The following is a 26,477-nucleotide window of genomic DNA, read 5'->3' as shown; positions in this document are numbered from 1 at the left end:
TTTTTCGAGGGCACGCGATCTGTGCAACTCGGGCGCCTCAGGCGTCGCGGGAACGTAGTCAGTTGTTTGGAAAAATCGTTCAGCAAATTCGGTGTCGTCCCGGGCTTGGCCCTGGGCTTGGCCCGGGACGACAGTGGAGTGGGTGGCGGTGGACCTCGTGCTTCAGCGGCATGACTCGGACGCTGCGTGACGAGACGTTTCCTAATTACAGCCTCGCCGCGCCGACGATGTGTCCATCAGGCGCTTCCACGATGACCGCGGCATCCTCGCCCTCGGGCAACTGCTCGGTGAGACGCAAAGCGGCGCCTTGCCAATCGCCGAGCGGGCGGACCGAGCGCACCACGTTCAACTCCTCGAAGGTGCGGCCGCCGTTCTCGCCGCGCCGGATGTCGGTCTTGTGATAGTGATCGAAGCCGACCAGCAGCACTCGCCCGCGGCCTTCGCCGCTGCCGATGTCGACCTGCAGCTTGCCGGCATTGCGACTGAGACGCACGTCTGCCGCGGGCTGGTTGGCGCCCTTGGCGCGATCGATCGCGGCTCCGATCTCGCTCCGGTAGGAGCCGACGTGACTGGAGACGCCGTCCACCACGATCTCCGGCGTGTAGGAGCCGTCGCCGAAGCGGCTGCCATAGCGCGCCTGTCGGTCGGTGGCAGCTGCAAGCGAGAAGGGGTCTTTCCAGCCCAGCCGGTCCCAATAGGTGACGTGGAAGGCGAGCGGCAGCACGTCGTGGCGGTCGCGCGCGAGGTCGTTGAGATAGGCGTTAGCGGGTGGGCAGGACGAGCAGCCCTGCGAGGTGAAGAGTTCGACGACGACGGGGCGGTCGGCCGCAGCGGCGGCCACCGGCGCCAGACCGAGAGCGAGGGCGGACAGGATCACAGCGCGCGACAGCATGGGATGCTCCTTCGGGACGGGGTGTACATCCAGCTTCGCGGACCGGCCGCCGCGCGTTACGTCGCCGCGTTGACACGGTTTCGTGAGCAGGACGCGCCCAGAGGCGCTCATATTCGCTCGGGGTCAGAGATCGATCGCGGCGATCGCGTCGTAGACGCGCCCGATCTCGGCCTCGGTGCTGCAGTAGGGGGGCATCAAATAGATCGTGCTGCCGAGCGGGCGGACCAGCAGGTCGCGCGTGAGAAAATGGCGGTAGAGGCGGGGGCCGATGTCGGCGAGATAGCCGGCATCCGGCACGACCAGGTCGAGCGCGGCGATGGTGCCGAGCTGGCGGATGTTCGAAAAGCGCTTGTCGCCGCGGAAGCGGTCGAGCGCCTTGGCATGGACAGCGGCGAGCGCCGCGATCCGCTGCATTACCGGCTCGCTCTGCCAGACCTTCACGTTGGCCAGCGCGGCGGCGCAGGCGATCGGGTTGGCGGTGTAGGACGAGGAGTGGAAGAACGTCTTGCGCCGGTCGTGCGCATAATGCGCGTCGAAGATCGCGTCGCCGCACAGCGTGGCCGCCAGCGGCATGACGCCGCCGGTCAGTCCCTTGGAAGTGCAGGCGATGTCGGGCGCTATGCCGGTCTGTTCGCAGGCAAACAGCGTTCCGGTCCGTCCCCAGCCGGTCATCACCTCGTCGGCGATCAGCAGCACGCCATGACGCCGGCAGATGCGCGCCATCTCGGCGAGCACGGCAGGCTGATAGATCAGCATGCCGCCGGCGCCGAGGATCAACGGCTCGACGATCAGGGCGGCGACCGGGTGCGCGCGGCAGGCGGCCTCGAGCGCATCGAGCGTCGCCTGCTCGCGTCCCGGATGCGGAAAGGGCAGGCGGCCGACATCGAACAGCAGCGGCTCGTAAGGCGCGTTGAAGACGCCGCGTTCGCCGACCGACATGCCGCCGATGGTGTCCCCATGATAGGCACCTTCGAGCGCCAGGATGCGGCGGCGCCCTTCGCCCGAATGCAGCCAGAAGCCGAGCGCCATTTTCAGGGCGACCTCGACCGAGGTCGATCCGCTGTCGGAGAAGAACACGTGGGTCAGTTCGGGCGGCGTGATCGCGACGAGCTCGCGGGCCAGCGCCTCTGCCGGCGGGTGGGTGAAGCCGGCGAAGATCACCTGGTCGAGACGCTCGGTCTCAGCCCTGATCGCCGCCATGATCGGCGGATGGCGATGGCCATGCGTCACCACCCACCAGGACGAGATTGCATCGAAGATGCGGCGTCCGTCGGCGGACTCCAGCCACGCGCCCTCGGTGCGGACGATGGTCGGAATCTCGCCTTGCACTGCATGTTGGGTGAAGGGATGCCAGACCGGCGAGGCGGATCTCATGCGAGATGCTCCCGGAAGGAGCCGATATCGATATGAGCGGCGAACGCGGCCCGCAACGTGTCGGCAGTCAGATCCGGCAGATGCGGCAGGCGGCCGAGATGCCGCGTCCGCCCCATCGCCACGATCGTCTGTTCGGAATCCCTGTTCTCGTCGCCGATGAAGGCGATGCCGATCAGCCTGACGTGGCGAGCCCGGATCGCCTCGATCGACAGCAGGGTGTGGTTGATGGTCCCGAGCGTGGTGCGTGCGCACAAGACCAGCGGCGCGCCCCAGCGGGCGAAGATATCGAGATAGGTCACTTTACGTGTCAGCGGCACCATGAGGCCGCCCGCGCCTTCGATGACGAGGGGGCCCGGCACCGCCGCTGGCTGCATGCGGTTGGGATCGATGATGACACCGTCGATTTCGGCCGCCAGATGCGGCGACGCCGGAGTAGCCAGCCGGTAGCGCTCGGGAAGTACCCGTTCTCCAGCCAGCCCGGACAGGCGGCGGACGGTGTCGGAATCGGTCTCGCCATCGAGGCCGGCTTGCACGGGCTTCCAGTAGTAGCCATCGAGCGCGCCGGCGAGGCCGGCCGAGAACACGGTCTTGCCGATGCCGGTATCGGTGCCGGTGACGACGAAACGCTGCGTCAAGATAGGCGCCCCAATGCTTCAGCCGTCGCGTCGAACAGCTCGGAGATCACCTGTTCGTTGAGCTTGGCGGTGAGCGCAATGCGCAGCCTTGCGGTGCCTTCGGGCACCGTCGGCGGCCGGATCGCGCGGACGTCGAACCCTTGCGCCTGCAGGGCGGAGGCCAGCGCGACCGCCCTGTCATCGCGGCCTATGATGATCGGCAGGATGTGAGACGGCAGCGCCTCGAGGCCACATCGCAGCTTCAGCTCACGCGCGGCGTGGGTGACAAGCTGCGCCAGTCGTTCGCGGCGTTCAACCTGGTCGCGCGCAATCGACAGCGCGACCCGGGTGACCGCCGCGATCAGCGGCGAAGGGGCGGTTGCGAAGATGAAGGGCCGCGCACGGTTCACCAGGAAATCGCGCACGATCCCGGGGGCGAGCACGAAGCCGCCGGAGGTGCCGAGCGCCTTGCCGCAGGTATGGAGCGTGATGATGTTGTCGCGCCCCTCGAACGCCGCTGCGAGGCCGCGTCCGTCGGGACCGAGCACGCCGGTTGCATGCGCCTCGTCGATCACCAAGGTGGCCTCGTGACGGTCGGCGACGGCAACGAGATCAGCGAGATCGGGACTGTCGCCATCCATGCTGTAGACGCTTTCGACCGCGATCCACGGCCGTCCCCAGCCGCCCGCCTTGCGCCATTGCGTCAGCTTCGAGTCGAAGGCATCTGCATTGTTATGCGGGACACTCTCATGCGCTGCGCGGCAGTGGCGGAGGCCTTCATGTACGCTGGCATGCACCAGCGCGTCATAGAGCACGATGTCGCCGCGCTGGGGCAGCGTCGAAAAGATCGCATGATTGGCGGTGTAACCGGCGCCGAAATAGAGCGCGGTCTCTGCGCCGAAATGACGTGCGGCTTCCGCCTCCAGCGCCTCGTGCTCGGGATGATTGCCGCGCAGCAGCCGCGAGCCGCCGGCGCCGACCGGCACGCCGCGCCCGATCGCCTCGGTCGCCGCCTGCCGCAACTCCTCCGATTCGGCGAGGCCGAGATAATCGTTCGATGTGAAGTCGATGCCGGCGCGGGCGCGCAATTGACGGAATCGACCCCGCTCGTTCAGTTCGCCGAGCTGGGTCTCAAACGCGTTGTAAGCCATCGAATATTCACTCAAGCTGCAGTTCATCTTGAACTACAGCACGCTGCGCGGCTTGATGGCCTGTCATCACCTTCGTTGCAACTGGATGGCGCTAACATCTCTGTGTATGGAGCAGGCGGTCCTGCGCATGAGCGGGGTACTACGGGTTGCGTCTGCGGTGGCACCTGAGGTTCTGCGCGCATGACGCGAAGACGCCGTTGTAGCCCCTTCATATTGCTGAGCTTTTTCTGGGCTCTGGATGTAACTGTTTGAATCAAATCGTGTCCTGAAAACGCGTTCCGCGTTCGCCTCGTCCAAAATGGCGTGCTAGAGAGCCAACCCAAGGCTGATTTGCACATCGTTTACTGCAGGCAGCTGATTCGGGACATCGATTGGGGTGGTGACATGAGTTCGAAGGGGGCGGGCCACAAGGCCGAACCGAGACAGGCGCTGCGCGTCGGCGTGATCGGGGCGGGCGTCATGGGAAGCAACCACGCGCGCGTCCTGGCCGGTCTGCCGAACGTCCACTTGGTCGGCGTCGTCGATCCTCTGCCCGCTCATCGCGCCCGCGTCACCGAGCTTGCGAACTGCCCGACCTTCGAAAGCCTGGACGAGCTGGTCTCGGAGGGGGTCGATGCGGTCACGGTCGCCGCGCCGACTCACCTGCACCATGAGCTTGCGCTGGCCTGCATCGGACACAAGGTCCATCTGCTGGTCGAGAAGCCGATCGCGTCCAGCGTGGAGGAGGGCCGCGAAATCGTCGCCGCCGCGCATCGCGCCGGCGTCACCCTTATGATCGGCCATGTCGAGCGCTTCAACCCCGCGGTCGCGGCGATCAAGAAGGCGATCGCCGGCGAGGACATCCTGTCGATCGCGATCACCCGCGTTGGCCCGTTCCCGCCGCGGATGTCGAATGTCGGTGTCGTCATCGACCTTGCCGTCCATGACATCGACCTCATCAGGTGGTTCACCGAGTCTGATATCATCGAGGTCCAGCCGCAGCTCTCCAGCGCGGTGGCCGAGCGCGAGGATATCGCGCTACTACAGTTCCGCACCGCCTCGGGCGTGCTAGCCCATATCAACACCAACTGGCTGACGCCGTTCAAGGCGCGCAACGTCACCGTGGCCACGCGCGGCAAATACGTCATGGGCGACCTGTTGACCCGCCAGGTCACCGAATGCTTCGGCTTCAAGCCGGATGGCAGCTATTCGATGCGGCACCTGCCGGTCGGTCATGACGAGCCTCTGCGTGCGGAGCTGCTCGCGTTCCTGCACGCTGTTCGCTCCGGCACCGCGCCGGCCGTCACCGGCGACGAAGGCGTCGCGAGCCTCGAGATTGCGACGCAATGCCTCGAAAGGTCGAGCCATCGACCGGCCGAGGCGACTGCGCGCAAGCGGCGCGCCGCCGGTTGAGCCGACCGTCCCCGCAGTCCTCCGATGTCCGTTTCTCAATCCAGTGCGACAGCCATGAATCAGCATCTGCGTCATCAGCCCATTCCGTTCATCGACACCGCCGCGCAGCGCCAGCGGCTGGGCAAGTCGCTCGATGACGCCGTCGCCCGCGTGCTGGCGCATTGCCAGTTTCTGGGCGGCCCCGAGATCACCCAGCTCGAAGCCCAGCTCGCGGCATTCTGTGGCGCCAAATACGCGGTGAGCTGCTCGAGCGGCACCGATGCACTGCTGATGGTGCTGATGGCGCAGGGCATCGGTCCGGGCGATGCGGTGCTGTGTCCGTCCTTCACGTTCTGTGCGACCGGCGAAGCGGTCGCGCTCACCGGCGCCACGCCGGTGTTTGTCGACGTGCTGGAGGAGACCTTCAACATCGATCCGGCCTCGCTCCAGCGCGGCATCGCCACCGCGCGGCGGTTGGGTCTCAAGCCGAAGGCGGTGATTCCGGTCGATCTGTTCGGACAGAGCGCGGACCACGATGCGGTGGCTGCGATCGCCGAGGCCGAAGGCCTGTTCGTGCTCGACGACGCCGCCCAAGGCTTTGGTGCGAGCTACAAAGGCCGCCGCATCGGCACGTTCGGTCTCGCGACCGCGACCAGCTTCTATCCGGCCAAGCCGCTCGGCTGCTTCGGCGACGGCGGCGCCATCCTCACCGACGACGCCGGCCTGCTGGAGCGCCTGCGCAGTGTGCGCGCCCATGGCGGCGGCAGCGACAAATACGACAATGTCCGCCTCGGCCTGACCGCGCGGCTCGATACGATCCAGGCCGCGGTCCTGATCGAGAAGCTGAAGATCTTCGAGGATGAGATCGCCGCCCGTAACGTGGTGGCGGAACGCTATACCCAGGCGCTCGCCGATGTCGTGGAGGTTCCTCGCCTGGTCGAGGGCTGTACGTCGGTGTGGGCGCAATACACCATCCGCCTGCCCCAGGGCATCGGTCGCGACGACTTCGCCGCGGCACTCAAGGCGCAGGGCATTCCGACCGCGATCTATTATCCGAAGTCGATGCACCAGCAGACCGCCTATCGGGTCTTCCCGGTCGCCGACGGCGGCCTGCCGGTCAGCGAGCGGCTCTCGAGCAACGTGATCAGCCTGCCGATGCATGCCTATCTCGACGAGGCTACGCAGGCGCGGATCATCGAGGCCGTGCGCGGCGCCGTTGCGGCGTAGCGGCCGGCGTTCCAAAACGTGAAGATTGGGCGCTGACGCCGTCGGGAAGGATGCGCTAGAAGCAGCCATGCTCGGACGCATCTTCACCGTCGGCGGCTATACGCTGCTCTCGCGCCTCACCGGCTTCGCCCGCGACATCATGCTCGCGGCGATTCTCGGTGCCGGCCCCGTGGCCGACGCGTTTTTCGTCGCCTTCCGCCTGCCGAACCATTTTCGCGCGATCTTCGCCGAAGGCGCATTCAACGCGGCGTTCGTGCCGGCCTACGCCCATGTGCATGGCGAGAAGGGGGAGGCCTCCGCCAGCCTGTTTGCAGATCGCATCTTCACGCTCCTGTTCGCCTCGCAGGTCGTGCTGCTGATCGTTGCCTGGCTGTTCATGCCGCAGGCCATGACAATTCTGGCGCCCGGTTTCACCGAAGATCCGGCGCAGCGCGAACTCGCTATCGAGCTGACGCGCATCACGTTCCCATATCTGCTGCTGATCACGCTGGTGACGCTCTATGGCGGCATGCTCAACGTGATGCAGCGTTTTGCGAGCGCGGCCGCGGCCTCCATCTTCCTCAATCTCGCGATGATGGCGACCCTGGCGCTGGTCGCATTCTTTCCGACCGCCGGCCATGCCGCGGCGTGGGGCGTGCTGATCTCCGGCTTCCTGCAATATTTTCTGCTCGCCGGCGATCTGGCGCGGCATGGCGGCCTGCCGCGCTTTGCGCCGCTCAAGCTCGATGAGGACATCCGCGCCTTCTTCCGCGCGCTTGGACCCGCGACCTTGGGTTCGATGGGCACGCAGGTCGCGATGTTCGCCGACACTATCATCGCGACATTCCTGCCGGCTGGCGCGCTGTCGGCGCTGTATTACGCCGACCGGCTCAACCAGCTGCCGATCGGCGTCATCGGCATTGCCATCGGCACCGTGCTGTTGCCGGAGATGTCGCGGCGGCTGACCGCGAACGATCATGAGGGCGCCATGGAGAGCCAGCGCCGCGCCTTCGACTTCACGCTGCTGTTCTCGGTCCCGTTTGTCGCGGCCTTCCTCGCCGTGCCCGACGTCATCACCCGCGCGATGTTCGCGCGGGGAGCCTTCACCCGCGGCGACGCTGCCGCGGCCGGCGCCACGCTTGCAGCCTATGCGGTCGGCCTCATTCCCTTCGTGCTGATCCGCAGTGCCGTTTCCACCTTCTATGCCCGCAAGGACACTGCTACCCCGGTCAAGGCATCCTTGACCGGTCTCGCCGTCAACATGCTGCTCAAGGTGCTCCTGATGGGATCGCTGGCGCAGGTCGGGCTGGCGTTGGCCACTGCGGTCGGCGCCTGGATCAATCTGCTCCTGGTGCTCGGCTTCGCGGTGCGCCAAGGCTATCTCGATCTCGACCGCCGCCTCACCGGATCGCTGATCAAGTTCGGCGTCACCGGCTGCATCCTGGCCGCTGTCTTGTGGCTCACCGCACGTTTGGCTGCTGCGCAGTTCGCAGGCCTCGGCGGCTTCCGCGACGAGGCCGTGCTGGCCGTGCTGATCGTGGTCGGCGGTGTGATCTATGCTGCAGCGGTTCTCGGCCTGTTCGGCCCGCGCTGGCTCAGGGGGCTGGTGCGGCGCTAAATCCTTTGCCTGCTCCGGCTTTCCGCTGCATTATACCGTCAAAATGGTGCGACAGCGAAGCGGGACGTGAAACAAGATGGCAGCTCCAATCAAATTCGGCGTCGGGCAGAGCGTTCTCCGGAAAGAGGATGACGCGCTCATCCGCGGCAAGGGTCGCTACACCGACGATCTCGCGCCATCGGCAGCCCTGCATGCGTTGGTGCTGCGCTCGCCGCATGCCCATGCAACTTTCACGGTCAATGTCGGCCAGGCGCGACTGTTGCCCGGCGTGGCCCTGATTCTCACGGCCGAGGATGTCGCCGATCTCGGCAGGCTGCCCTGCCTGTTCAATCTGGAGACCGACCCCTTCACCGCGCCGCCATACCCGATCCTTGCCAAGGACGAGGTGCGTCACGTCGGCGATGCCGTGGCGTTCGTGGTGGCCGATACGCTCGATCACGCCCGCGATGCGATGGAGGCGATCGAGGTCATCTGGACCAACTTGCCGGCGGTCACCGGCGTTGCCAACGCGGTGAAACCGGGCGCGCCGCAGGTCTGGGCGGAGCACAAGGGCAACGTGCTGTTCGATGTCGGGATCGGCGACAAGGCCGCCGTCGATCAGGCATTCGCCAAGGCGCATGCGGTCGCCGAGATCAAAATCGTCAATCCGCGCGTGGTGGCGAGCTTCATGGAGACCCGCGCGGCGGTCTGCGAATACGACGTCAGGCGCGATCATTTGACGCTCACCGCCGGCAGCCAGGGCAGCCATCGCCTGCGCGACATCCTCTGCCAGAACGTGTTGAAGATTCCGGTCGAGAAGATGCGGGTGGTCTGTCCCGACGTCGGCGGCGGCTTCGGCACGAAGCTGTTTCCCTACCGCGAATATGCGCTGCTTGCGGTCGCCGCGCGCAGGTTGCGCAAGTCGGTGCGCTGGGCTGCCGACCGCGCCGAGCACTTCATGGGCGATGCGCAGGGTCGCGACAACGTCACGACCGCGAAGATGGCGCTTGCCGAAGACGGCAAGTTTCTCGCGCTTGATGTCGACCTGATGGGCGACATGGGCGCCTATCTCTCGACCTTTGCGCCCTACATCCCGCATGGCGGCGCCGGCATGCTGCCCGGACTTTACGACATCCAGGCCTTCCATTGCCGCGTCCGCACGGTCTTCACCCACACGGTGCCGGTCGATGCGTATCGCGGCGCCGGCCGCCCCGAGGCGGCCTACGTCATCGAGCGCCTGGTCGATGCCTGTGCCCGCAAGCTCGACATGAGCGTGGACGCGATCCGCAAGAAGAACTTCATTCCGCCGCGCGCGCTGCCCTACAAGACCGCAACCGGCAAGGTCTATGATTCCGGCGACTTCGCCGCGCATCTGAAGCGCGCGATGGAGATCGCGGACTGGAAGGAATTTCCGAAGCGTGCCAAGGCCGCCAAGAAGCTCGGCCTGATCCGCGGTATCGGGCTTGCGAGCTATGTCGAGGTCTGCGGCACCATGGGCGAGGAGACCGCCAAGGTGCGGCTCGATCCCACTGGCGACGTCACCATCCTGATCGGCACCCAGTCGAGTGGGCAGGGCCATCAGACCGCCTATGCGCAGATCGTGGCCGAGCAGTTCGGGCTGCCGCCGGAGCGCGTGCACATCCATCAGGGCGACACCGATGAGATCGCGACGGGTCTTGGCACCGGCGGCTCGGCATCGATCCCCTCAGGTGGCGTCAGCGTGCAGCGCGCCACCCATGAGCTCGGCGACAAGCTGAAGCAGGTTGCCGCCGAAGCGCTCGAGGCCGGCATCGGCGATCTCGAGATCTCAGAGGGGCGCATCCGCGTCGCCGGCACCGATCGCGCCATCAGCTTTGCCGATCTCGCCAAGCGCCCCGGTGTCGATCCGGCCAAGCTCGACGGCAGCGCAACCTTCGCGAGCGCAGACGGCACCTATCCGAACGGCACGCATGTGGCGGAGGTCGAGGTCGATCCTGCGACCGGGATCATCAAGGTCATCAACTACGTGATCGTCGACGATTTCGGCGTCACGCTCAACCCGCTGCTCCTGGCAGGCCAGGTGCATGGCGGCGCGGTGCAGGGCATCGGGCAGGCGCTGATGGAGCAGGTGGTCTACAGCGCCTCCGATGCGCAGCTGGTGACCGGCAGCTACATGGACTACGCGCTGCCGCGCGCTGCGGATGCGCCGCGCTTCGTGTTCGAGACCCACAACGTACCCTGCAAGACCAATCCGATGGGGGTCAAGGGCGCGGGCGAGGCCGGCGCGATCGGCTCATGTCCGGCAGTCGTCAATGCGATCATCGATGCGCTCTGGCGCGAATACAAGATCGACCATGTCGATATGCCGGCCACCCCCGAGCGGATCTGGATCGCCATTCGCGAGCAACACCGGCGTCACAGTCTGTAGTTAGAGCTCCCCCGACATCCGCCTCAATTCCGGAATAAGCCGCCGGCGCTGGGGTTCGACGAAAGATTGTCTCGCTCAGGTGGGCTGGGCGAGAATGCGACAAGAATGGAGCGAATTGATGAAGCGGACTGTCGTGGCCGTCGGGGCGTTGTTGCTCGGGGTCGGCGCGGTGATGGCGCAGCATGATCTGGTCAAGCAGGACCAGGACACCATGAAGGCCAACGCGAAGAATCTGGGTGGCGTTATGATCGCGATGGTCAAGGGCGAGAAGCCGTATGACCAGACCGCGGTCAACGCCGCTCTTGCGCAGCTCGATGACACCGCCAAGAAGCTGCCGACCATGTTTCCGGACAGCCTGAAGAGCGCGAAGTTCGAGGGCGACTATGGCCCTTCGCCCAAGGTCTGGGAAGACAAGGCCGGCTTCAAGGCCAAGATCGACAGCTTTGCCAAGATCGTCGCCGACGCCAAGTCCAAGATCAAGGATCTCGACAGCCTGAAGGTCGTCGCGCCCGCGATCGGCAAGGAATGCGGCGGCTGCCACGAGACCTTCCGCGTCAAGAACAGCTGATCCACAACGTCCAAGACGGGCCAACGCGTTGCATTGGCCCGTCAGCTATGTTTATCGGGGCGGCATGGAGCCGCCCCGATATCATTTCGCGGCTACGCTGCCGATCCAAGTGACAACAGACCAGCGATGCTCAGACGTCTTCTCATTGCTCTCATTGTGATCGGCATGGCCGGCCTTGCCATCTTCTGGTGGCTGACGATGCCGTCCACCATTTCGCTGGCCTTGGCTGCGCGTACGCCCGATCTCGCCAATGGTGAGGAGGTGTTCAACGCCGGCGGCTGCACGTCGTGCCATGCAGTGCCGAACCAGCCGGACCGGTTGAAGCTGGGCGGTGGCCTGCCGCTCGCATCACCGTTTGGCACCTTCTATGCGCCCAACATCTCGCAGGATCCAACTGACGGAATCGGACGCTGGAGCGAGAGCGATTTCGTCAATGCTGTGCTCAGAGGCACCTCGCCGGGCGGCAGTCACTATTATCCGGCATTTCCCTACACGTCCTACGCGCATGCCAGGCTGGAGGACATCCGCGATCTCTTCGCCTACATGAAGACGTTACCCGCGGTCTCCGGGGCATCGCGCGATCACGATCTTCCGTTCCCGTTCAACATCCGCCGGACGCTCGGCATCTGGAAGCTGCTGTTCTTCGACGATAAGCCGTTCACGCCAGATCAACAGCGCTCGGCGCAATGGAATCGCGGTGCTTACCTCGTGAATTCGCTCGGCCATTGCGCCGAATGTCATAGCCCGCGCAATCTGCTGGGCGGCATCATCAAGGCGCAGCGTTTTGCCGGCGGCCCGGACCCGGAAGGACACGGCTGGGTGCCGAACATCACCCAGAAGGGTCTGGCTGATTGGAGCGAGAGCGATTTTGGCTATTTCCTCGAGAGCGGTCAGCTGCCGGACGGCGACAGCGTCGGGGGTGCGATGACGCGCGTGATCCGCAACACCTCGCAGTTGAGCGCAGACGATCGCACGGCGATGGCGGTCTATCTGAAATCACTGGCTCCGGTCGAGGGCCCACCGAAGCCGCCGAAGCCGGCAGGTTGAACGCCTTCGAACCGCGCTGGTTGATGAGCACCATCCAGCGCCAGGGCTATTCCAGAAACGGCTATGTCAGAATCCGTCGAGTGGCTTGAAGCTGCCGTCACTCTGAATCACGGCGAGCGAGACGTGGGGCGGATTGGACCGAAGCGCCGTGCCGAACGCGACGGTGGTGCCGCCGATGTCGAACTGGCCGGCTTCATTGATCACCCGCAGCAAGTCTGCTCGGGTCGGATTTGGGCCGGCCATCTCCAGCGCCTGTGCGACCAGTCGGCCGGTCAGGTAGCCTTCGAGCGCGATGAAATCGGGGGCCTGCCCCGGGTCGAGCGCCTTCTGGGCGGTTTGATAATCCGCCACCAGCTTCTGCTGCGTGTCCCACGGGAACGGCACGACGTCAGATACGATCACGCCGCGGCCTTCGGGACCGAGCTCTTTGGCAAGTGCATTGGCACCCGCGAACGAGGCCGCAACGAAGGTCGGAGTGAACCCGCTGCGATGCGCCATCTTGATGAACTCGGCGCATGGGCCGTAGGTGCCGACCAGGATCACCGCTTCCGGTTCGGCGCGCCTGATGACCTTGAATGCCGCGCTGACGACGCGGGTGTTGCGCTCGAAGGTGCCTTCGGCAGCAAGCTCGAGCCCGCGTCGGTCCAGCGACGCCTTGACACCGGTCAGCAGATCGCGGCCGAAATTGTCGTCCTCGTAGAAGATGCCGATCCGTGTCAGATGCAGCTCCTCGGTCAGGTGCTTGATCCAGACTTCGGCCTCCGCGCCGTGACTCGGCCGGATGTTGACGACGTTCTGAAACTGCGGGTCGCGCAGAAAGTCGGCGCCGGACACCGGACCGATGTACGGCACGTCGTTGGATGCAGCGATCGGCACCGTCGCGATCGCGGTCGGCGTGCCGACCGCGCCGATCAATGCGAACACTTTGTCCTCATAGATCAACTTGACGGTTTCGACCACCGAGCGGTCGGGATCATAGCCGTCGTTGCGGCTGACCAGCCTCAGCTTGCGGCCGTGCACGCCGCCCTTGGAGTTGATCTCGGTGAAGGCAGCCCGCAGGCCCAGCCGCTCCGCCTGTCCGATCGCGGCGGACGGACCTTCGAGGGCCGCGACCTGGCCGAACAGGATCGTGTCATTGGTCACGCCAAGTTCGTCCGCTTCCGCCGCGCCAGCGAGCAGTCCGCAGGCGAGGAAAGCAAGACGCAGAAAAGTTCGCACCCTCGAGAGCCTCATTGCGATCGTCTTGTCAGTTGCAGCATGGTCCTCATCGACCATAGATCGGCGGAGTGAAGACCTCGCTAAGACGGCAGGGTCAGGAAGGGGACGTTTTTTTGTGCGCCCGAAAGTCGCTCGTTAACCAAGCCCTCTGTTGCGCTGCGGACTAGAGGACTTTCTTTGACCGTCTTTAACTTCGTGGCGTGTCCCATGGCTCATGTTAGCCGTAACAGCGGTGCGTGGGCGGGGATCAGGATTTGCAGTTGGAAGAGCGCAGCGGAGCGACGCCGAAAGAGCCCGGCGATGTGCGTGCTGGCGGAGCGCGTGAGCCCTTGCGCGCCTCATCTAAATACCGTCTCTATCGTCCTGCCCTGATTGCCGCCTGTCTCGGCACAGTGCTGTCGCTGGTGGGCACCGTCGCGGTCGGCCGGTGGGAAAACCGGCTTGCGCGTGCTGAGTTCGAAGGTGTCGCAGAGGCGCAGGCGATCCTGATCCAAAACGGCGTCAACGAATATGTCAGCCGATTGACGGCGCTGCGCACCCGCTTCGAGACCGCAAACGACGACATCACCCGCAGCGAGTACCAGACCTTCAGCGCCCGGCTGTTCGAAGCCCATCCGGGCGTCACGCGGATCGCCTGGCTGCCCCGGATCAATCGCAAGGAGCGTGGTGAATACGAGGCCGCGGCCATTACCGACGGCGTTCCCGCCTATCGCATCAAGTCCTATCCTGACGGCACGGTTGCGCCGGAGAGCGATGAATACTTTCCGGTGTATTTTTCGACCGAGCCGAAGACGTCGATCGTCTACGGACTCGATTATTGGAGCTTTCCCGACCGTCGTGCCGTGCTGGAGCAGTCGCGCGACTACGACATGATCATGGCGCTGCGCACGCGCCTGTTCGAGGAGCAGCAGCTCGTCCGGTCCAACGCGGTCATGGTTGCCGTTCCGATCTACGTCAAGGGCACCTCACGCACGACCGTCGCCGACCGCAGGCGCAATCTGACCGGCTTCATCGTGGGTCTGTTTGAGCTGCCCCTCCTGTTGCAGTCGATCCGTGCCAACAATCCGAACAGCCCGGCGCTGGCCATCAACTTGCTTCCGCCCGAGAAGGGCCTGGAATCGCTGGGCGTAGATCCGCTGCGCTGGCCGGATGACACCAATATCTGGTCGACCACATTGCGCATCGGCGATTCCGATTGGGTGTTTCAGGCGGCACCCGCGGGCAATGGCGGGTTGATCGCGACGCATAACCGCGCGCTTGCGCTTTATGCCGCCGGCATCGCCACCACGATCTTTCTTGCGGTCTATCTCGCGCTTTCCAGCCGCAATGCGTTGCAGCTGTCGCTTGCCAATCGTCGTGTGCTGGAATTGGCGCAGACGGACGCGTTGACCGGCCTCGCCAACCGCGCGTTCTTCCTTGAGCAGGTGGAGCGCTTCAACGGCGAGAGCGACGGGCGCTTTACGGTGTTCCTGTGCGACCTTGATCGATTCAAGAACGTCAACGATTCGCTCGGGCACGGCGCCGGAGACGCGCTGCTCGTGCAAGTTGCCAAGCGGCTGAAATCTCAATTGCGCGCAGAGGACGTGCTGGCGCGGCTTGGCGGCGACGAATTCGCGCTGATCCAGGCCGGCTGTCCCGACCAGCGCGAGGCTGCTGCCGACCTTGCGCAACGCATCACCAAACTGATCGCGAAGCCATTCCAGCTGGCCGGACAGCGGGTCGAGATCGGCACCAGCATCGGCATCGCGCTTGCGCCCGAGCACGGCAGCGACCAGGAAGATCTGCTCAGGAAAGCCGACCTTGCGCTCTATCGCTCGAAGTCGGCCGGCCGCAGCTGTTACACCGTCTATGACGACGTGATGTCCGCCGAGCTCGAAGCGCGCAATACGCTCGAAGGTGACCTGCGCGACGCCATCGCCCAGTGTCAGTTCGAAGTGCACTATCAGCCGTTCTATGATGTCGTGACGCGCGAGCGGTGCGGCGTCGAGGCGCTGGTTCGCTGGCGCCATCCGGTCAAGGGGCTGGTGCCGCCCGACCAGTTCATCCCGCTCGCGGAAGCGACCGGATTGATCGTGCCGCTCGGCGAGTGGATCATCGGCCGCGCCTGTGACGATGCGACGTCGTGGCCCGACGACGTCAAGGTCGCGGTCAATCTTTCGCCGGTGCAGTTCAAGCAGGCCGAGCTGTTCGACGTGATCCAGTCGGCGCTGTCGCGCACCGGGCTCGCGCCCGGGCGGCTCGAGATCGAGATCACCGAATCGGTGCTGCTGGAGCGCGCGGCCGAGAACGAGAGCTTCATCGACAAGCTCAAGGGCATCGGAATTTCGCTCGCGCTCGACGATTTCGGCACCGGCTATTCGTCGCTACGCTCTCTGACGGCGTTCCCGTTCAACAAGATCAAGATCGACAAATCCTTCGTCGCAAAGCTCAGCGAGCGTGACGAAAGCGTCGCTGTGATCTCCTCGGTCGTGACCCTGGCACGCGGGCTCGGCATGCAGATCACCGCCGAAGGCGTGGAAACCGAGGAGCAACTCGCCCATCTGCGCTCGCTCGGCGTCAATTTCGCGCAAGGCTATCTGCTCGGACGTCCGATGCCGATCAGCCAGCTCGAGGATCACCTGCAGTTCGTGCAGTCGGCCGACGATTTTTCGGCCACGGAGCCGCAGCAGGATGTGGACGCGACCGCCGAGGCGTTCGGCGCCGGATCGGTGGTGACGCTCATTCCGCGCGCGGCGGTGCTATCCCGCGCATCCAGCGCGTGAGGGTCGACAGCCCTGCGTCGGCGTCGGATTCATGCTGTTGTGAGCCGAGCCCGGCAGCCTCGCGCGCAACGCGCGGCGAGATCCCATAAGCGGCCTTGAACGAGCGTGCGAAATGCGCGTCCGTGCCAAGCTGCCAGCGCCGCGCCACTTCGCTGATCCGGGTGGTGCGCGATCCGGCCAGATCGAAGAAGGCGTGATGCAGGCGGCGGCTGCGGATGTAGTCGGCGACGCCGCCAAGCGGCGCGAACAGGCGATAGAGCGACGTGCGCGACAGGCCAAAATGCGTCGCGACCGAGTCGGCAGTCAGATCGGCGCTCGAAAGCTGTGCCTCGATATACTGCCGGATGCGAAACAAGGACGATTCCGCAGGCGTGATGCTCTCGGCGTCCCGGCGCTCGATCTCACCCCTGATGCAGGCCGAGACCAGCGAAATGGTGCCTTCGACGACGGCCTGACACTGCTCGAAGCTCATCTGCGGCGCGTAGTCGAGCAGGGCATTGAGATGTCTTGCGAGCAGCGCCGTCAGCGCGCTGTCGCCGGCCAGCACGAGGCCGTGGAGGTGCTGGGTCTGGAGCAGGCGCGCATCAAGCATCGGGCGCGGCACCACCAGCGTGAGGTTTTCGAACGGGCTCGCCCACGTCTCCAGCGTCTGGGCCAGGTCGAGCACGCAGATGTCGCCGGCCGTAACTCGGATCGGGCGGGCACCGGCCGTGCCATGATAACCGCCGCTGACATAGCTCTGGATGATGACATGGTCGACGCCGCTGCGGGCGATGGTACGCGTATCGCGACGGAAATGCTGACCGCTCGCCCGCGCCAGACCGAACAGAACCGAGCCCATCGCGTAAGAGCGGACCTCGGCCTGAAACGGGCCGGGCTCGCCTGCAGCCAGTTCATCGACATCGAAAAAGGTCGAGACGGCTGCGCGCCAGGCCGCGATGTTCTCGTCCGGTCGCATCCGGTCGGCTGAAAAGCCGAAGCTCGGCACCAGGGACGACACCGCCTTGATCTCAGTCTCCACAACGCCCCGCTATTGTACTCGTTCAGCCATCGGCTCCGTTTCACAGGCCCAGTCTATCGCGCGGATTTCCGACCGGACCCCACGAGAGACCGAACAACGAGGTGCCGACGACCGACAACTTTTTCCCCAGATGGGATGCGTGTCCTGCCTTTGCAGCGCTAGCCCATTTGCGCTTTCGTCTCAATCTCTTGATCGGCTGTGCCGACATCCGCAATCGGCTTGCTGCCACGCTCATCGCCGCCTAAAGGCCCCATACCAAGTTGCCGAGAAAAAGGTCGGGTCCTTCGGCGGCCGTCAGGCTCAGCGTGAAGCGACCCGGCCGGGGGCACGAGGGAGTGTCGGTTCGGTTTTTTTAGCACCAAGTCCCAGTCAACGCCTTTTCATGACGACGCGCCCGCCGGAAACGGCGGGCGCTTTTTTCTGGATTCGATGAATAGGGCGCGGACAGACTGATCGGGACCTTAAATTCACAGCCACTAGCTGGCGCCGAACGCCTTGAAGGTGATGATCGTGTGGGTGTCCTGGATACCCGGCAGCACCTGAACCTTCTCGTTGATGAAGTGGCCGATGTCGGTGTCCTTATCGACATAGAACTTCACCAGCAGGTCGTAGTCACCAGCCGTCGAATAGATCTCGGAGGCGATCTCGGCTTCGGCTAGCGCGTTGGCAACCGTGTAGGACTGGCCGAGCTTGCACTTGATCTGGACGAAGAAGGGAACCATCGCGGGCTGTCTCCGAAGGGCTTTCCGGACCTCAATATAGCCTTTTCCGGGGGAGTCGAGGCGCATTTCCTGCCATGTCGGTGCTTGCCGCGGCTTGGCGGCGCGGCTAGGACGGGCCATGACCACGCCCGTTGCGCTCACCATCGCCGGCTCGGATTCCTCAGGCGGCGCCGGCATCCAGGCCGACCTGAAGACCTTTGCCGCGCTTGGCGTCTACGGCGCGTCGGCGCTGACGGCGCTGACCGCCCAGAACACGCGCGGCGTGAGCGGTGTCCATCCGGTGCCGCCGGAATTCGTCACGGCGCAGATCGATGCCGTATTCGAGGACCTCGCCGTCAAGGCGGTCAAGATCGGGATGGTGGCCCAGGCGGGCATCGTCGAGGCCATCGCCGCCAGCCTCACGCGCTGGCGGCCGGCCCATGTCGTGCTCGATCCGGTCATGGTTGCGACCTCGGGCGACCGGCTGCTTCCCGAGGACGCCATCGCCGCGCTGCGCGGGCTACTGATCCCGCAAGCCACGTTGATCACGCCGAACCTGCCTGAAGCGGCCGCGCTGCTGGACGAGGCCGTCGCCGCCGACGCCGCCGCGATCGAGGCCCAGGGCCGGCGCCTGCTTGCGCTCGGCTGCCCGGCCGTCTTGATCAAGGGTGGCCACGGGCAGGGGCCTGAGAGCACCGATCATCTCGTCACGGCGCAAGGGAGCGTGGCGCTGACGGCGCCGCGCCTGGCGACCAGGAACACCCATGGCACCGGCTGCTCGCTGTCCTCGGCGATCGCAGCAGGGCTTGCGAAGGGCGAAGATCTCGTCACGGCCGTGCGCAACGCGAAGACCTTCATCAACGCCGCGATTGCCGCCGCGGATCGCTTTACCGTCGGGCACGGGCACGGACCGGTGCACCATTTCCATCGGTTCTATTGATGTCCCGCTCGTGACAGGCGGACAGATCCATGGCATGTCGCCCACCCAGACCAATCGGCCATCTCCCTCCAGCAGAGAAAGACGTCACGCGATGCGGTGCTCCCTGATCCCGATGGCAGGCGCGATCGTCGCGGCGTTGTCTGCCCCGGCGATGGCCCAGCGCGCCTACTCCCCGGAGGAGGAGCGCAACAAGGCTGTTGTGCTCGACTTCTACGAGCAGGGCCTCAACCGCAAGGATTTTGCCGCGGCCTCGAAATATCTCGGCACCTACATTCAGCACAATCCGAACGCCGAGGACGGCCCGGAGGGATTCTGCAAATTCATCGAGTTCCTGAAGGCGAAGTATCCGCAATCCCACAGCGAGATCACCAAGGTGCTGGTCGACGGCGATTTCGTCATCCTGCGTGTTCACGCCATTCGCGAGCCCGGGACCCGCGGCAATGCGATCGTCGACATCTTCCGTTTGAAGGACGGTAAGATCGAAGAGCACTGGGATTCGGTGCAGCCGATTCCGGAGCAGTCGGCCAATCAGAACGGCATGTTCTGACGCGGCGCGTTCCCCGCAAGGGGAATGCAACCGGCCGGCGCGAGGCCGGCTGGCGCGCAAGGCTTAGACGACCTGGTCGGGAAGGCACCGAAGCAGCCGGTCCTGAACGTAAACCGCCGACCATTGTTTGGGTGCCAGCCGCCGTGGAGAGGCGCGTCGCTCGGCGCGTATTCGCTCGCTCGCGGCCTGTCTTCATTGCCTCCCGCTTGATGACAAAAAGTTTAGGCCCTGCCTCTCCCAGATGCCATTGCGTCGCAAACGGCGCCTTCCTATGTTTGGAACGAAACAGTATCGTTCTATTTTTGAAGAGGTGCAGGCCATGGCCAATCAAGCATCCACGACTACAAAGGTGTCGGACGGCGACCCGTCGTTCCGGGGCGGGGCGGATCAAAACGTCTCGGCACGCGAGCGGGCGCTGCACCAATGGCGCGGCGATCGCACCGCCGACGAGGCGACGGCGGAGCAGGCGCGCGCACCGCATCCGGAACAGCCTGAAGCTCCGTCCGCCGATCAGCAAAACGCCGGGACGGAGAAGCCGCGCCGCGGCCTGTTCCGGCGGCATCCGCTCGGCTCCGCGCTCGGCCTCGTCCTGCTGCTGGCGGCCAGCACGGCAGGTTACCTCTATTATGACGCGGCGGGGCATTTCGAGACCACCGACGACGCCTTCATTGCGGCCCGGCAATTCTCGATCGCGCCGAAAGTCTCCGGCTACATCACCGCGGTTCCCGTCACTGACAACCAGCATGTCAACGCCGGCGACGTGATCGCGCGGATCGATGATCGCGACTACAAAATCGCGCTGGCGCAGGCCGAGGCCCAGGTGAAGGCAGGGCAGGCAGCGATCCGCAACATCGACGCCCAGATCGACGTGCAGCAGGCGCAGATCACGGCCGGACAGGCGCAGGTCGAGCAGGCGCAGGCCGGTCTCACTTTCGCCGAGCAGCAGGCGCAGCGCTACCAGGACCTGGCGCGCACCGGCTCGGGCACCGTCCAGAGCGAGCAGCAGTATAATTCGCAGCTGCGCCAGCAGCGCGCGGCGCTGGCCAGCGCCCAGGCCAATCTCCAGGTCGCGCAGCGCCAGCTCGAATCGCTCAAGGCCCAGCGCGAAAGCGCCGATGCCAATCTCGCGCAAGCCGAGGCGCAGCGCGACCAGGCCAAGCTCAATCTGTCCTACACGACGGTGACCGCGGCGCAGCCCGGCCGCATCGTCAACCTGAGCGGAGCGGAGGGCCAGTTCGCAGCCCAAGGCACCGCGCTGACCATGTTCGTCCCTGACGAGGTCTGGGTCGCCGCGAACTTCAAGGAAACCCAGCTCGATCACATGCGGCCCGGGCGGCCCGTGACCCTGCAGATCGACGCCTATCCTGAGCGCGAGATCCGCGGCCATGTCGCCAGCGTCCAGCCCGGCTCGGGCACCGCCTTCTCGCTGCTGCCGGCGCAGAATGCCACCGGCAACTACGTGAAGATCGTGCAGCGTGTGCCGGTCAAGATCGTGATGGACGATCCGCCTGCGGATGTCGCGCTCGGCCCGGGCATGTCGGTGGTGCCGACGGTGCGGATCGATCCGAACCCTTCCCTCTATGAGCGCCTGAGGGCTGCGCTATGAGCAACGCACCCGCCATCACAGCCGCACCGCAGCCAGCCACGAATCCGTGGCTGATTGCGGTGCTGGTCGCGCTTGCGACCTTCATGGAGGTGCTCGACACCACCATCGCCAATGTCGCGCTGCCCTATATCGCCGGCGGCATGGGCGTGAGCCAGGATGAATCCTCCTGGGTGGTGACGACCTATCTGGTCTCCAACGCGATCATCCTCACCGCCTCCAGCTTCCTGGCCAGGCGGTTCGGCCGCAAGACCTTCTTCCTGATGTGCCTCGGCCTGTTCACCTTGAGCTCGGTGCTGTGCGGCTTTGCCTGGAATCTGGAGTCGCTGCTGTTCTTCCGCATCCTGCAGGGGCTCGGCGGCGGCGGCATGGTGCCGGTCTCGCAATCGATCCTGGCCGACTCCTTTCCACCGGCCAAGCGCGGCCAGGCCTTTGCACTGTTCGGCGTCGCCGTCGTGGTCGCCCCGGTGGTCGGGCCGACGCTGGGCGGCTATCTCTCCGACAACTTCTCCTGGCACTGGTGCTTCCTGATCAATGGTCCGGTCGGCCTGATGGCGATGCTCCTGATCGGGCTGATTCTGCACGAGCCGGCCTCCACCGTGGCGGAGCGGCAGAAGCTGCTCGCGCAGGGACACCGCTTCGACCTGATAGGCTTCATTCTGGTGGCCACGTTCCTGGGCTCGCTCGAGCTGATGCTGGACCGCGGCCTGGAGGACGACTGGTTCGACTCCCGCTTCATCGTGATCACGGCCGCGATCTGCACTGTAGCCTTCGTGCTGATGATCCCATGGGAAATGAGCCGCAAGAACCCGATGATCTACGTGCGGATGGTGGGCACGCGCCAGTTCGGTGCGAGCTTCCTGGTGATGCTGGCGACCGGCGCGATCCTGCTCGGAACCACGCAGATGCTGCCGCAGATGGTGCAGCAGGATTTCGGTTACACCGCGACCTGGGCTGGCCTCGTGCTGTCGCCCGGCGGCCTCGTCACCATGCTGATGATGTTCGTGGTCGGCCGGCTGTCTGGACGCGTGCAGCCGAAATACATGATCATGGCGGGGGCGACGGTGGTGGCGCTCGCGATGTTCGATCTGACGCGGCTCTACGCCAATGTCGGCTTCTGGTTCTTCGCGGAGTCACGCATGCTGCTCGGCGTCGGCCTGCCGCTGATCTTCCTCTCGATCACCGCCGCCTCCTACAACGGCATTCCACCCGACAAGACCGACCAGGCCTCCGCCTTGATCAACGCGGCCCGCAACACCGGCGGCTCGATCGGCGTCTCGCTTGCCGCCAATGTGCTTGCCCATCGCGAGCAGTTCCACCAGAGCCGGCTGGTCGAGACGGCCATTCCCTCGAACCCCGCCTATCAGGACACGCTGCATCAGGTGACCAATTATTTCAGCGCCCATGGCAGCTCGCTGTTGCAGGCGCAACAGCAGGCGATCGCCTGGATCGGGCAGACGGTGCAGGCACAGGCCTCGCTGCTTGCCTATATCGATGTCTACTGGACGCTGATGCTGATCTCGCTTGCGGCGATCCCGCTGGCGCTCGCCTTGCGCAAGGTCAAGCTCGGCGGCGGACCGGCGATGGCGCATTGAGGCAGGCCTTAAGCGGCGCGAGCGGTTGCTTGCGCCGCTGAGGTCTCGTTGAAGGCAGCCGTTAGACCTGCTCGTCCGCGATGCCGTTGCACAATAGCCCGATCCGGTCGATGTCGACCTCGACGACGTCGCCGGGCTTCATCCAGAGCGGTGGCGTGCGGCGCGAACCCACGCCGCCCGGCGTGCCGGTCGCGATCACGTCGCCGGGTTCGAGCCGTGTGAAGGATGAGCAGTATTCGATCTGGCGCGGGATATCGAAGATCATCTGGCTGATCGTCGCTTCCTGCACGATCTCGCCGTTGAGCCGCGTCTGCAGCCTGAGTGGACCGAGATCATCGATTTCGTCTGATGTCACGAGCCACGGACCGAAAGCTCCGGTCGCTGGAAAATTCTTGCCCGGCGTGAATTGATGGGTGTGGCGCTGGAAGTCGCGCACGCTGCCTTCATTGTAACAGGCATAGCCCGCGATGTGCTGCCAGGCCTCGCTGCGCGGAATGTAGCGGCCGGGCTTGCCGATCACGATCGCGAGCTCGCCCTCGAAGTCGAGGTCCGTGGAGACGCGCGGACGGATGATGTTCGTGAGGTGTCCGGTCTGGCTGTTGGCAAACCGCCCGAACACCGTCGGGTTCTCGACCTCGGAGCGGCCTGTCTCCTTGCGGTGCGTCTCGTAGTTGAGCCCGATGCAGAGGATCTTGTCGGGATTGGGAATGACGGGCAGAAAGCTGATCTTGGCGAGCGGATGCCGCGGCGCTCCGGTCGCGGCAGCGGCCGCCTCGGTCAGTGCATCGGCCGCGATCGCCGATTTGAGGTCGGGGAAGCGGTCGCGCAGGACGGCGCCGAGATCGGCGATATCGTTGCCGTCGACCAGTCCCCAGGACGCGGTGTTGTCGATCGTGAAGCTTGCAAATTTCATCTGATGTCCTCGAGCGGGAAGCGCTGGTCAGGTCGATATCGCCGGCACCGCGGAGGCGGAGGCCGGTTCTTGCGCGGACTTCGCGAAGCGCGCGATAGTGCGCTCCGGGAAGATCATGGCGAAGGCTGCGATGGCGCCGGCGATCAGCACGCCGGCCGTAAACGTCATCGCGTGGGCATAGCCCAGCGGGGCATTGGCGCCGGCTTCTCCGACGATCCATCCGGTCAGTGCGTTGGAGATCAGCGCGGACGCTGCGTTACCGGAATAGATCACGACGATCAGACGGCCGCGCTGGGCCGCTGGAGCGACGGCTCCGAGCGCGACAGGCCCGAAGATCGTGGTGAGGCTCGGTGCCGCGAAGGCGATTGCAACGCAGGCGAGCTGCAGCGGGCCTGAGGTCACGATGCTGAGCAGCAGCGCGCCGCCGGCGGCGAGCAGAGCAAGACCCGAGGCGTGGCCGAGGCAGGCGCGCAGGCTGAAACCTCGGCGCTGCAGAAATTGCGTCAGCCAGGAGCCGCCGAGCAGCAGTGGCGACTGGAACAGGTAGATGCCGGAGATGATCCAACCGACATCGACCTGCTTGTAGCCGAGCCCGAGCTGAAGATAGGGCGGCAGCCAGGTCGCGGACATGCCGACGATCCAATAGGATGCGGTCGACATGATGATGACGCCGATCACAGTGGGATCGCCCCACAGCACCCGCGCCGGAAGCGTGTTCTCCTTCGCTGCCGCGCCGTCGGACGCATGCGCCGCAGAATAGGGGCCTTCGCCGCCGATCATGAACCAGCCGAACATCCAGGCGATGCCGAGTAGACCGCAGAACAGAAAGCCGCTGCGCCAGCCATAGTTGAGGATGATGTAAGTCAGGATCGGGCCGCCGGCGAGAAGTCCGACACTGATGCCCTGCAGCACGACTGCGCTCGGCACGCTGCGCTTGTCGGCCGGAAACCAGTTGTAGCAGGCGTGAAGCGCGGTCGGCAGGCCGGGTCCTTCGCCGGCGCCAAGGATGATGCGACAGATGACGAGCACCGCGACCGAGCTGGAGAAGAAGATCGGGATCTGCGTCGCCGACCAGATGCCCGCCATGATGAGCAGCAGCCATTTCACCGGAAAGCGGCCGACCACGAACATGCCGACCGCCATGCCTGACAGCGAGAACAACAGGAAGAAGCTGCTGCCGATCAGTCCGAAATCCTTCGGGCTGAGCGCCAGCTCCTTCATCATCGGCACGGCCGACAGGCCGAACACCAGCTTGTCGAAGAAGTTGAGCGTCTGGAACAGGAACAGCATGATCAGGACCGCGATGGCGCGGGCTCCGATCGTCCTGCTCGTCTCGGCCGATGAAGTTGCCGATGAAGTTGGCATGGCGTTTTCCCCGTGAATGTTGTTGTTGTCGTTATTGCAGTCGTTCATTCAGTTCCGACAGCAGCGCCGCGAGCTCTGTCTCGTCGCGGGCGACGCCGTAGACGTAGTGGTCGGGCCGCACCAGCGCGGCGCGGCAGCCGTGCCGTGCGAACCAAGCCGCGACCACCCCGCTTTCCTCGTGCCAGCCGTCGCCGCCGATACGGATCACGCTGAGTCCGGCGCCGATCACGCCCGACGTGCGCGGGCTATTTCCGTCGAGGATGAGCCGCCATCCCGTGCCGGCGATTGTGTCGAGCAGCACGCGTTCGCCGCCGCGCAGAATCCACGGCTGCGGAAACAGCGTGCCGTTGGCGTCGCTCGGCCTGGTGGTGAGCAGGCCCTGTGTGAGCGGCGGCACGATCTCCTGGCGGGTGATGGTCCGCGGTGCGCCGCCGCCTTCAGCGAGGATGCGCGCATCGCGGGCTGCGGCCGCTTCCGGGTCCTGCTCGCAGATCACGCGGCCGATCGCCTTGATGCGGGTGGTGAGCTCCCGGACGTGTGTGCTGCGCTCGACTTCATAGCTATCGAGCAGTGGCGCGCTGGATTGCCCCCGCAACACCCGCGCGAGTTTCCAGGTGAGATTGCCGGCATCGCGCAGCCCCTGGCACATGCCCTGGCCGATGAAAGGCGGCTGCTGATGGGCGGCGTCACCGGCGAGGAAAACGCGCCCGCACCGCCAGCGGCTCGCCACGAGCGCGTGGAAGCGGTAGCTCGCCGCGCGCCACAGCCTGCCATCGTCCGGCGTGAGCCAGGGGGCAAGCAGCCGCCACACCTGCTGCGGCTCTTCCATCGCGCGCGGATCTTCCGACGGCCGCAGCATGATCTCGAAGCGGCGATGGTTGCCCGGGCCGATGATGTAGGTGGTCGGACGCGCGGGACTGCAGAACTGCGCTGCGGTGGCGGGCAGTTCGGTCGCGCTGGTCTCATTGACGAGGAGGTCGACTACGAGCCAGGGCTCGTCGAAGTCGAGATCGTCGAAGGCGATGCCGAGCCGTTGACGGACGGTGCTCGAAGCGCCGTCGCAGGCGATGACATAGTCGGCGCTGACTTCCCGCGTGCTGCCGTCCTCGCCCGCGACGACGAGGGTCACCGTCATGGCATCCTGCCGGAGGTCGAGCAGCGTCGTGCCGAGCTCGACCGTGACGGACGGATAGGTGCGGACATGGTCGCGCAGCACCTGTTCCACCGGCGGCTGCGTGAACACCATGCTCGGCGTGTAGCCGAGCGGGTAGGGCTCGCTCACCATGTCGATCCGGCGGATCAGCTGTCCTTTGGCACCGAAATGCTCGGAGGCGGGAAATGGGGCGACGTAGCGGCTGACCTGGTCTGCGATCCCGAGATTGTCGAACAGCCGCATGATCTCGTGGTCGAGCGCGATCGCGCGCGGCTTGTCGTAGATCTCGCGCGCACGGTCGATGGCCAGCGTCGCGATGCCATGCGCCCCGAGCAGGCCGGCCGCGACCGCGCCGGTCGGACCGAAGCCGATGACCACGACCTCGAAATGATTTGTGTCGGATGTACCGGACATGGATCTCGTGACCTGCTT

Annotated in this window: 21 protein-coding genes; 11 read left to right on the top strand and 10 right to left on the bottom strand. The window is 65.3% G+C overall.

Annotated features, from left to right (window positions below; genetic code table 11):
* Positions 1-205: 205 nt before the first annotated feature.
* From BRAS3843_RS07090 to BRAS3843_RS07075, 4 genes are all read right to left on the bottom strand, one after another.
* Positions 206-892, bottom strand: a complete 687-nt coding sequence (locus tag BRAS3843_RS07090) for a DUF1223 domain-containing protein (protein WP_008968105.1) — start codon at positions 890-892, stop codon at positions 206-208.
* A 123-nt stretch (positions 893-1,015) separates the two neighbouring features.
* Complete coding sequence (locus BRAS3843_RS07085) at positions 1,016-2,266, bottom strand: adenosylmethionine--8-amino-7-oxononanoate transaminase (protein ID WP_008968104.1); 1,251 nt, start codon at positions 2,264-2,266, stop codon at positions 1,016-1,018.
* Entirely contained in the window at positions 2,263-2,901 is a 639-nt protein-coding gene (gene bioD / locus BRAS3843_RS07080; RefSeq protein WP_008968103.1) for a dethiobiotin synthase, read from the bottom strand. Before bioD ends, BRAS3843_RS07085 begins: the two co-directional genes overlap by 4 nt.
* Entirely contained in the window at positions 2,898-4,031 is a 1,134-nt protein-coding gene (locus BRAS3843_RS07075) for an 8-amino-7-oxononanoate synthase (RefSeq protein ID WP_008968102.1), read from the bottom strand. The genes bioD and BRAS3843_RS07075 overlap by 4 nt, the downstream gene beginning before the upstream one ends.
* A gap of 384 nt (positions 4,032-4,415) precedes the next feature.
* Here BRAS3843_RS07075 and BRAS3843_RS07070 point away from each other — a divergent pair, with 384 nt between their 5' ends.
* From BRAS3843_RS07070 to BRAS3843_RS07045, 6 genes are all read left to right on the top strand, one after another.
* Positions 4,416-5,423 (top strand): Gfo/Idh/MocA family oxidoreductase, encoded by a 1,008-nt coding sequence (locus BRAS3843_RS07070; RefSeq protein ID WP_008968101.1) that lies wholly within the window; start codon positions 4,416-4,418, stop codon positions 5,421-5,423.
* A gap of 54 nt (positions 5,424-5,477) precedes the next feature.
* A complete protein-coding gene (locus BRAS3843_RS07065) occupies positions 5,478-6,629 on the top strand; it encodes a DegT/DnrJ/EryC1/StrS family aminotransferase (protein ID WP_008968100.1) in 1,152 nt (383 codons plus the stop codon).
* Between the two features lie 67 nt (positions 6,630-6,696).
* Positions 6,697-8,226, top strand: coding sequence for a murein biosynthesis integral membrane protein MurJ (gene murJ / locus BRAS3843_RS07060; protein ID WP_008968099.1), 1,530 nt, complete (start codon positions 6,697-6,699; stop codon positions 8,224-8,226).
* 76 nt (positions 8,227-8,302) lie between these two features.
* Positions 8,303-10,612: a xanthine dehydrogenase family protein molybdopterin-binding subunit gene (locus tag BRAS3843_RS07055; RefSeq protein ID WP_008968098.1), complete on the top strand. Its 2,310-nt coding sequence runs from the start codon at positions 8,303-8,305 to the stop codon at positions 10,610-10,612.
* Between the two features lie 118 nt (positions 10,613-10,730).
* The gene (locus BRAS3843_RS07050) at positions 10,731-11,180 is read left to right on the top strand and encodes a cytochrome c (RefSeq protein WP_035981012.1); all 450 of its coding nucleotides are present in this window, start codon (positions 10,731-10,733) and stop codon (positions 11,178-11,180) included.
* Between the two features lie 126 nt (positions 11,181-11,306).
* The gene (locus BRAS3843_RS07045) at positions 11,307-12,227 is read left to right on the top strand and encodes a c-type cytochrome (RefSeq protein ID WP_008968096.1); all 921 of its coding nucleotides are present in this window, start codon (positions 11,307-11,309) and stop codon (positions 12,225-12,227) included.
* Between the two features lie 66 nt (positions 12,228-12,293).
* Here BRAS3843_RS07045 and BRAS3843_RS07040 read toward each other — a convergent pair whose 3' ends face one another.
* Entirely contained in the window at positions 12,294-13,460 is a 1,167-nt protein-coding gene (locus tag BRAS3843_RS07040) for an ABC transporter substrate-binding protein (protein ID WP_035981010.1), read from the bottom strand.
* A gap of 239 nt (positions 13,461-13,699) precedes the next feature.
* On the opposite strand from BRAS3843_RS07040, the gene BRAS3843_RS07035 reads away from it, so the two are divergent.
* Positions 13,700-16,207, top strand: a complete 2,508-nt coding sequence (locus BRAS3843_RS07035) for an EAL domain-containing protein (protein WP_008968094.1) — start codon at positions 13,700-13,702, stop codon at positions 16,205-16,207.
* Here the strand turns inward: BRAS3843_RS07035 and BRAS3843_RS07030 are convergent.
* Both BRAS3843_RS07030 and BRAS3843_RS07025 read right to left on the bottom strand, forming a co-directional pair.
* The gene (locus BRAS3843_RS07030; RefSeq protein WP_035981009.1) at positions 16,164-17,216 is read right to left on the bottom strand and encodes a helix-turn-helix domain-containing protein; all 1,053 of its coding nucleotides are present in this window, start codon (positions 17,214-17,216) and stop codon (positions 16,164-16,166) included. The two genes, BRAS3843_RS07035 and BRAS3843_RS07030, sit on opposite strands and share 44 nt — an antisense overlap.
* Positions 17,217-17,704: 488 nt before the next feature.
* Positions 17,705-17,950, bottom strand: a complete 246-nt coding sequence (locus tag BRAS3843_RS07025; RefSeq protein ID WP_008968091.1) for an Lrp/AsnC ligand binding domain-containing protein — start codon at positions 17,948-17,950, stop codon at positions 17,705-17,707.
* 118 nt (positions 17,951-18,068) lie between these two features.
* Here BRAS3843_RS07025 and thiD point away from each other — a divergent pair, with 118 nt between their 5' ends.
* The 4 genes from thiD (at position 18,069) to BRAS3843_RS07005 (ending at position 22,614) form a co-directional block, all read left to right on the top strand.
* On the top strand, positions 18,069-18,869 hold the full coding sequence (gene thiD, locus BRAS3843_RS07020; protein ID WP_008968090.1) for a bifunctional hydroxymethylpyrimidine kinase/phosphomethylpyrimidine kinase: 801 nt from the start codon (positions 18,069-18,071) through the stop codon (positions 18,867-18,869).
* A gap of 91 nt (positions 18,870-18,960) precedes the next feature.
* Entirely contained in the window at positions 18,961-19,416 is a 456-nt protein-coding gene (locus BRAS3843_RS07015) for an ester cyclase (protein WP_008968089.1), read from the top strand.
* A 319-nt stretch (positions 19,417-19,735) separates the two neighbouring features.
* A complete protein-coding gene (locus BRAS3843_RS07010) occupies positions 19,736-21,022 on the top strand; it encodes an HlyD family secretion protein (RefSeq protein ID WP_008968088.1) in 1,287 nt (428 codons plus the stop codon).
* On the top strand, positions 21,019-22,614 hold the full coding sequence (locus BRAS3843_RS07005) for a DHA2 family efflux MFS transporter permease subunit (RefSeq protein ID WP_008968087.1): 1,596 nt from the start codon (positions 21,019-21,021) through the stop codon (positions 22,612-22,614). The genes BRAS3843_RS07010 and BRAS3843_RS07005 overlap by 4 nt, the downstream gene beginning before the upstream one ends.
* Positions 22,615-22,675: 61 nt before the next feature.
* Here BRAS3843_RS07005 and BRAS3843_RS07000 read toward each other — a convergent pair whose 3' ends face one another.
* Genes BRAS3843_RS07000 through BRAS3843_RS06990 form a run of 3 tightly spaced genes read right to left on the bottom strand, consistent with a single transcriptional unit; the run spans position 22,676 to position 26,459 of the window.
* Positions 22,676-23,527, bottom strand: coding sequence for a fumarylacetoacetate hydrolase family protein (locus tag BRAS3843_RS07000; protein WP_008968086.1), 852 nt, complete (start codon positions 23,525-23,527; stop codon positions 22,676-22,678).
* Between the two features lie 27 nt (positions 23,528-23,554).
* Positions 23,555-24,892, bottom strand: coding sequence for an MFS transporter (locus tag BRAS3843_RS06995; RefSeq protein ID WP_008968085.1), 1,338 nt, complete (start codon positions 24,890-24,892; stop codon positions 23,555-23,557).
* Positions 24,893-24,923: 31 nt separating this feature from the next.
* Entirely contained in the window at positions 24,924-26,459 is a 1,536-nt protein-coding gene (locus tag BRAS3843_RS06990; RefSeq protein ID WP_008968084.1) for a bifunctional 3-(3-hydroxy-phenyl)propionate/3-hydroxycinnamic acid hydroxylase, read from the bottom strand.
* Between the last annotated feature and the right edge of the window lie 18 nt (positions 26,460-26,477).

The sequence above is a fragment of the Bradyrhizobium sp. STM 3843 genome (assembly GCF_000239815.1).
Classification (GTDB): Bacteria; Pseudomonadota; Alphaproteobacteria; order Rhizobiales; family Xanthobacteraceae; genus Bradyrhizobium.
Note: the sequence above shows the minus strand (reverse complement) of the source record. Positions and strands in the feature narration are given on the sequence as shown.

Coding starts and splice junctions, on each gene's coding strand:
- BRAS3843_RS07045 (WP_008968096.1), top strand. CDS start 11,307: ATGCTCAGACGTCTTCTCATTGCTCTCATTGTGATCGGCATGGCCGGC.
- BRAS3843_RS07055 (WP_008968098.1), top strand. CDS start 8,303: ATGGCAGCTCCAATCAAATTCGGCGTCGGGCAGAGCGTTCTCCGGAAA.
- BRAS3843_RS06990 (WP_008968084.1), bottom strand. CDS start 26,459: ATGTCCGGTACATCCGACACAAATCATTTCGAGGTCGTGGTCATCGGC.
- BRAS3843_RS07085 (WP_008968104.1), bottom strand. CDS start 2,266: ATGAGATCCGCCTCGCCGGTCTGGCATCCCTTCACCCAACATGCAGTG.
- BRAS3843_RS07075 (WP_008968102.1), bottom strand. CDS start 4,031: ATGGCTTACAACGCGTTTGAGACCCAGCTCGGCGAACTGAACGAGCGG.
- thiD (WP_008968090.1), top strand. CDS start 18,069: ATGACCACGCCCGTTGCGCTCACCATCGCCGGCTCGGATTCCTCAGGC.
- BRAS3843_RS07050 (WP_035981012.1), top strand. CDS start 10,731: ATGAAGCGGACTGTCGTGGCCGTCGGGGCGTTGTTGCTCGGGGTCGGC.
- BRAS3843_RS07040 (WP_035981010.1), bottom strand. CDS start 13,460: ATGAGGCTCTCGAGGGTGCGAACTTTTCTGCGTCTTGCTTTCCTCGCC.
- BRAS3843_RS07090 (WP_008968105.1), bottom strand. CDS start 892: ATGCTGTCGCGCGCTGTGATCCTGTCCGCCCTCGCTCTCGGTCTGGCG.
- BRAS3843_RS07005 (WP_008968087.1), top strand. CDS start 21,019: ATGAGCAACGCACCCGCCATCACAGCCGCACCGCAGCCAGCCACGAAT.
- BRAS3843_RS07065 (WP_008968100.1), top strand. CDS start 5,478: ATGAATCAGCATCTGCGTCATCAGCCCATTCCGTTCATCGACACCGCC.
- BRAS3843_RS07000 (WP_008968086.1), bottom strand. CDS start 23,527: ATGAAATTTGCAAGCTTCACGATCGACAACACCGCGTCCTGGGGACTG.
- murJ (WP_008968099.1), top strand. CDS start 6,697: ATGCTCGGACGCATCTTCACCGTCGGCGGCTATACGCTGCTCTCGCGC.
- BRAS3843_RS07010 (WP_008968088.1), top strand. CDS start 19,736: ATGGCCAATCAAGCATCCACGACTACAAAGGTGTCGGACGGCGACCCG.
- BRAS3843_RS07015 (WP_008968089.1), top strand. CDS start 18,961: ATGCGGTGCTCCCTGATCCCGATGGCAGGCGCGATCGTCGCGGCGTTG.
- BRAS3843_RS06995 (WP_008968085.1), bottom strand. CDS start 24,892: ATGCCAACTTCATCGGCAACTTCATCGGCCGAGACGAGCAGGACGATC.
- BRAS3843_RS07025 (WP_008968091.1), bottom strand. CDS start 17,950: ATGGTTCCCTTCTTCGTCCAGATCAAGTGCAAGCTCGGCCAGTCCTAC.
- BRAS3843_RS07070 (WP_008968101.1), top strand. CDS start 4,416: ATGAGTTCGAAGGGGGCGGGCCACAAGGCCGAACCGAGACAGGCGCTG.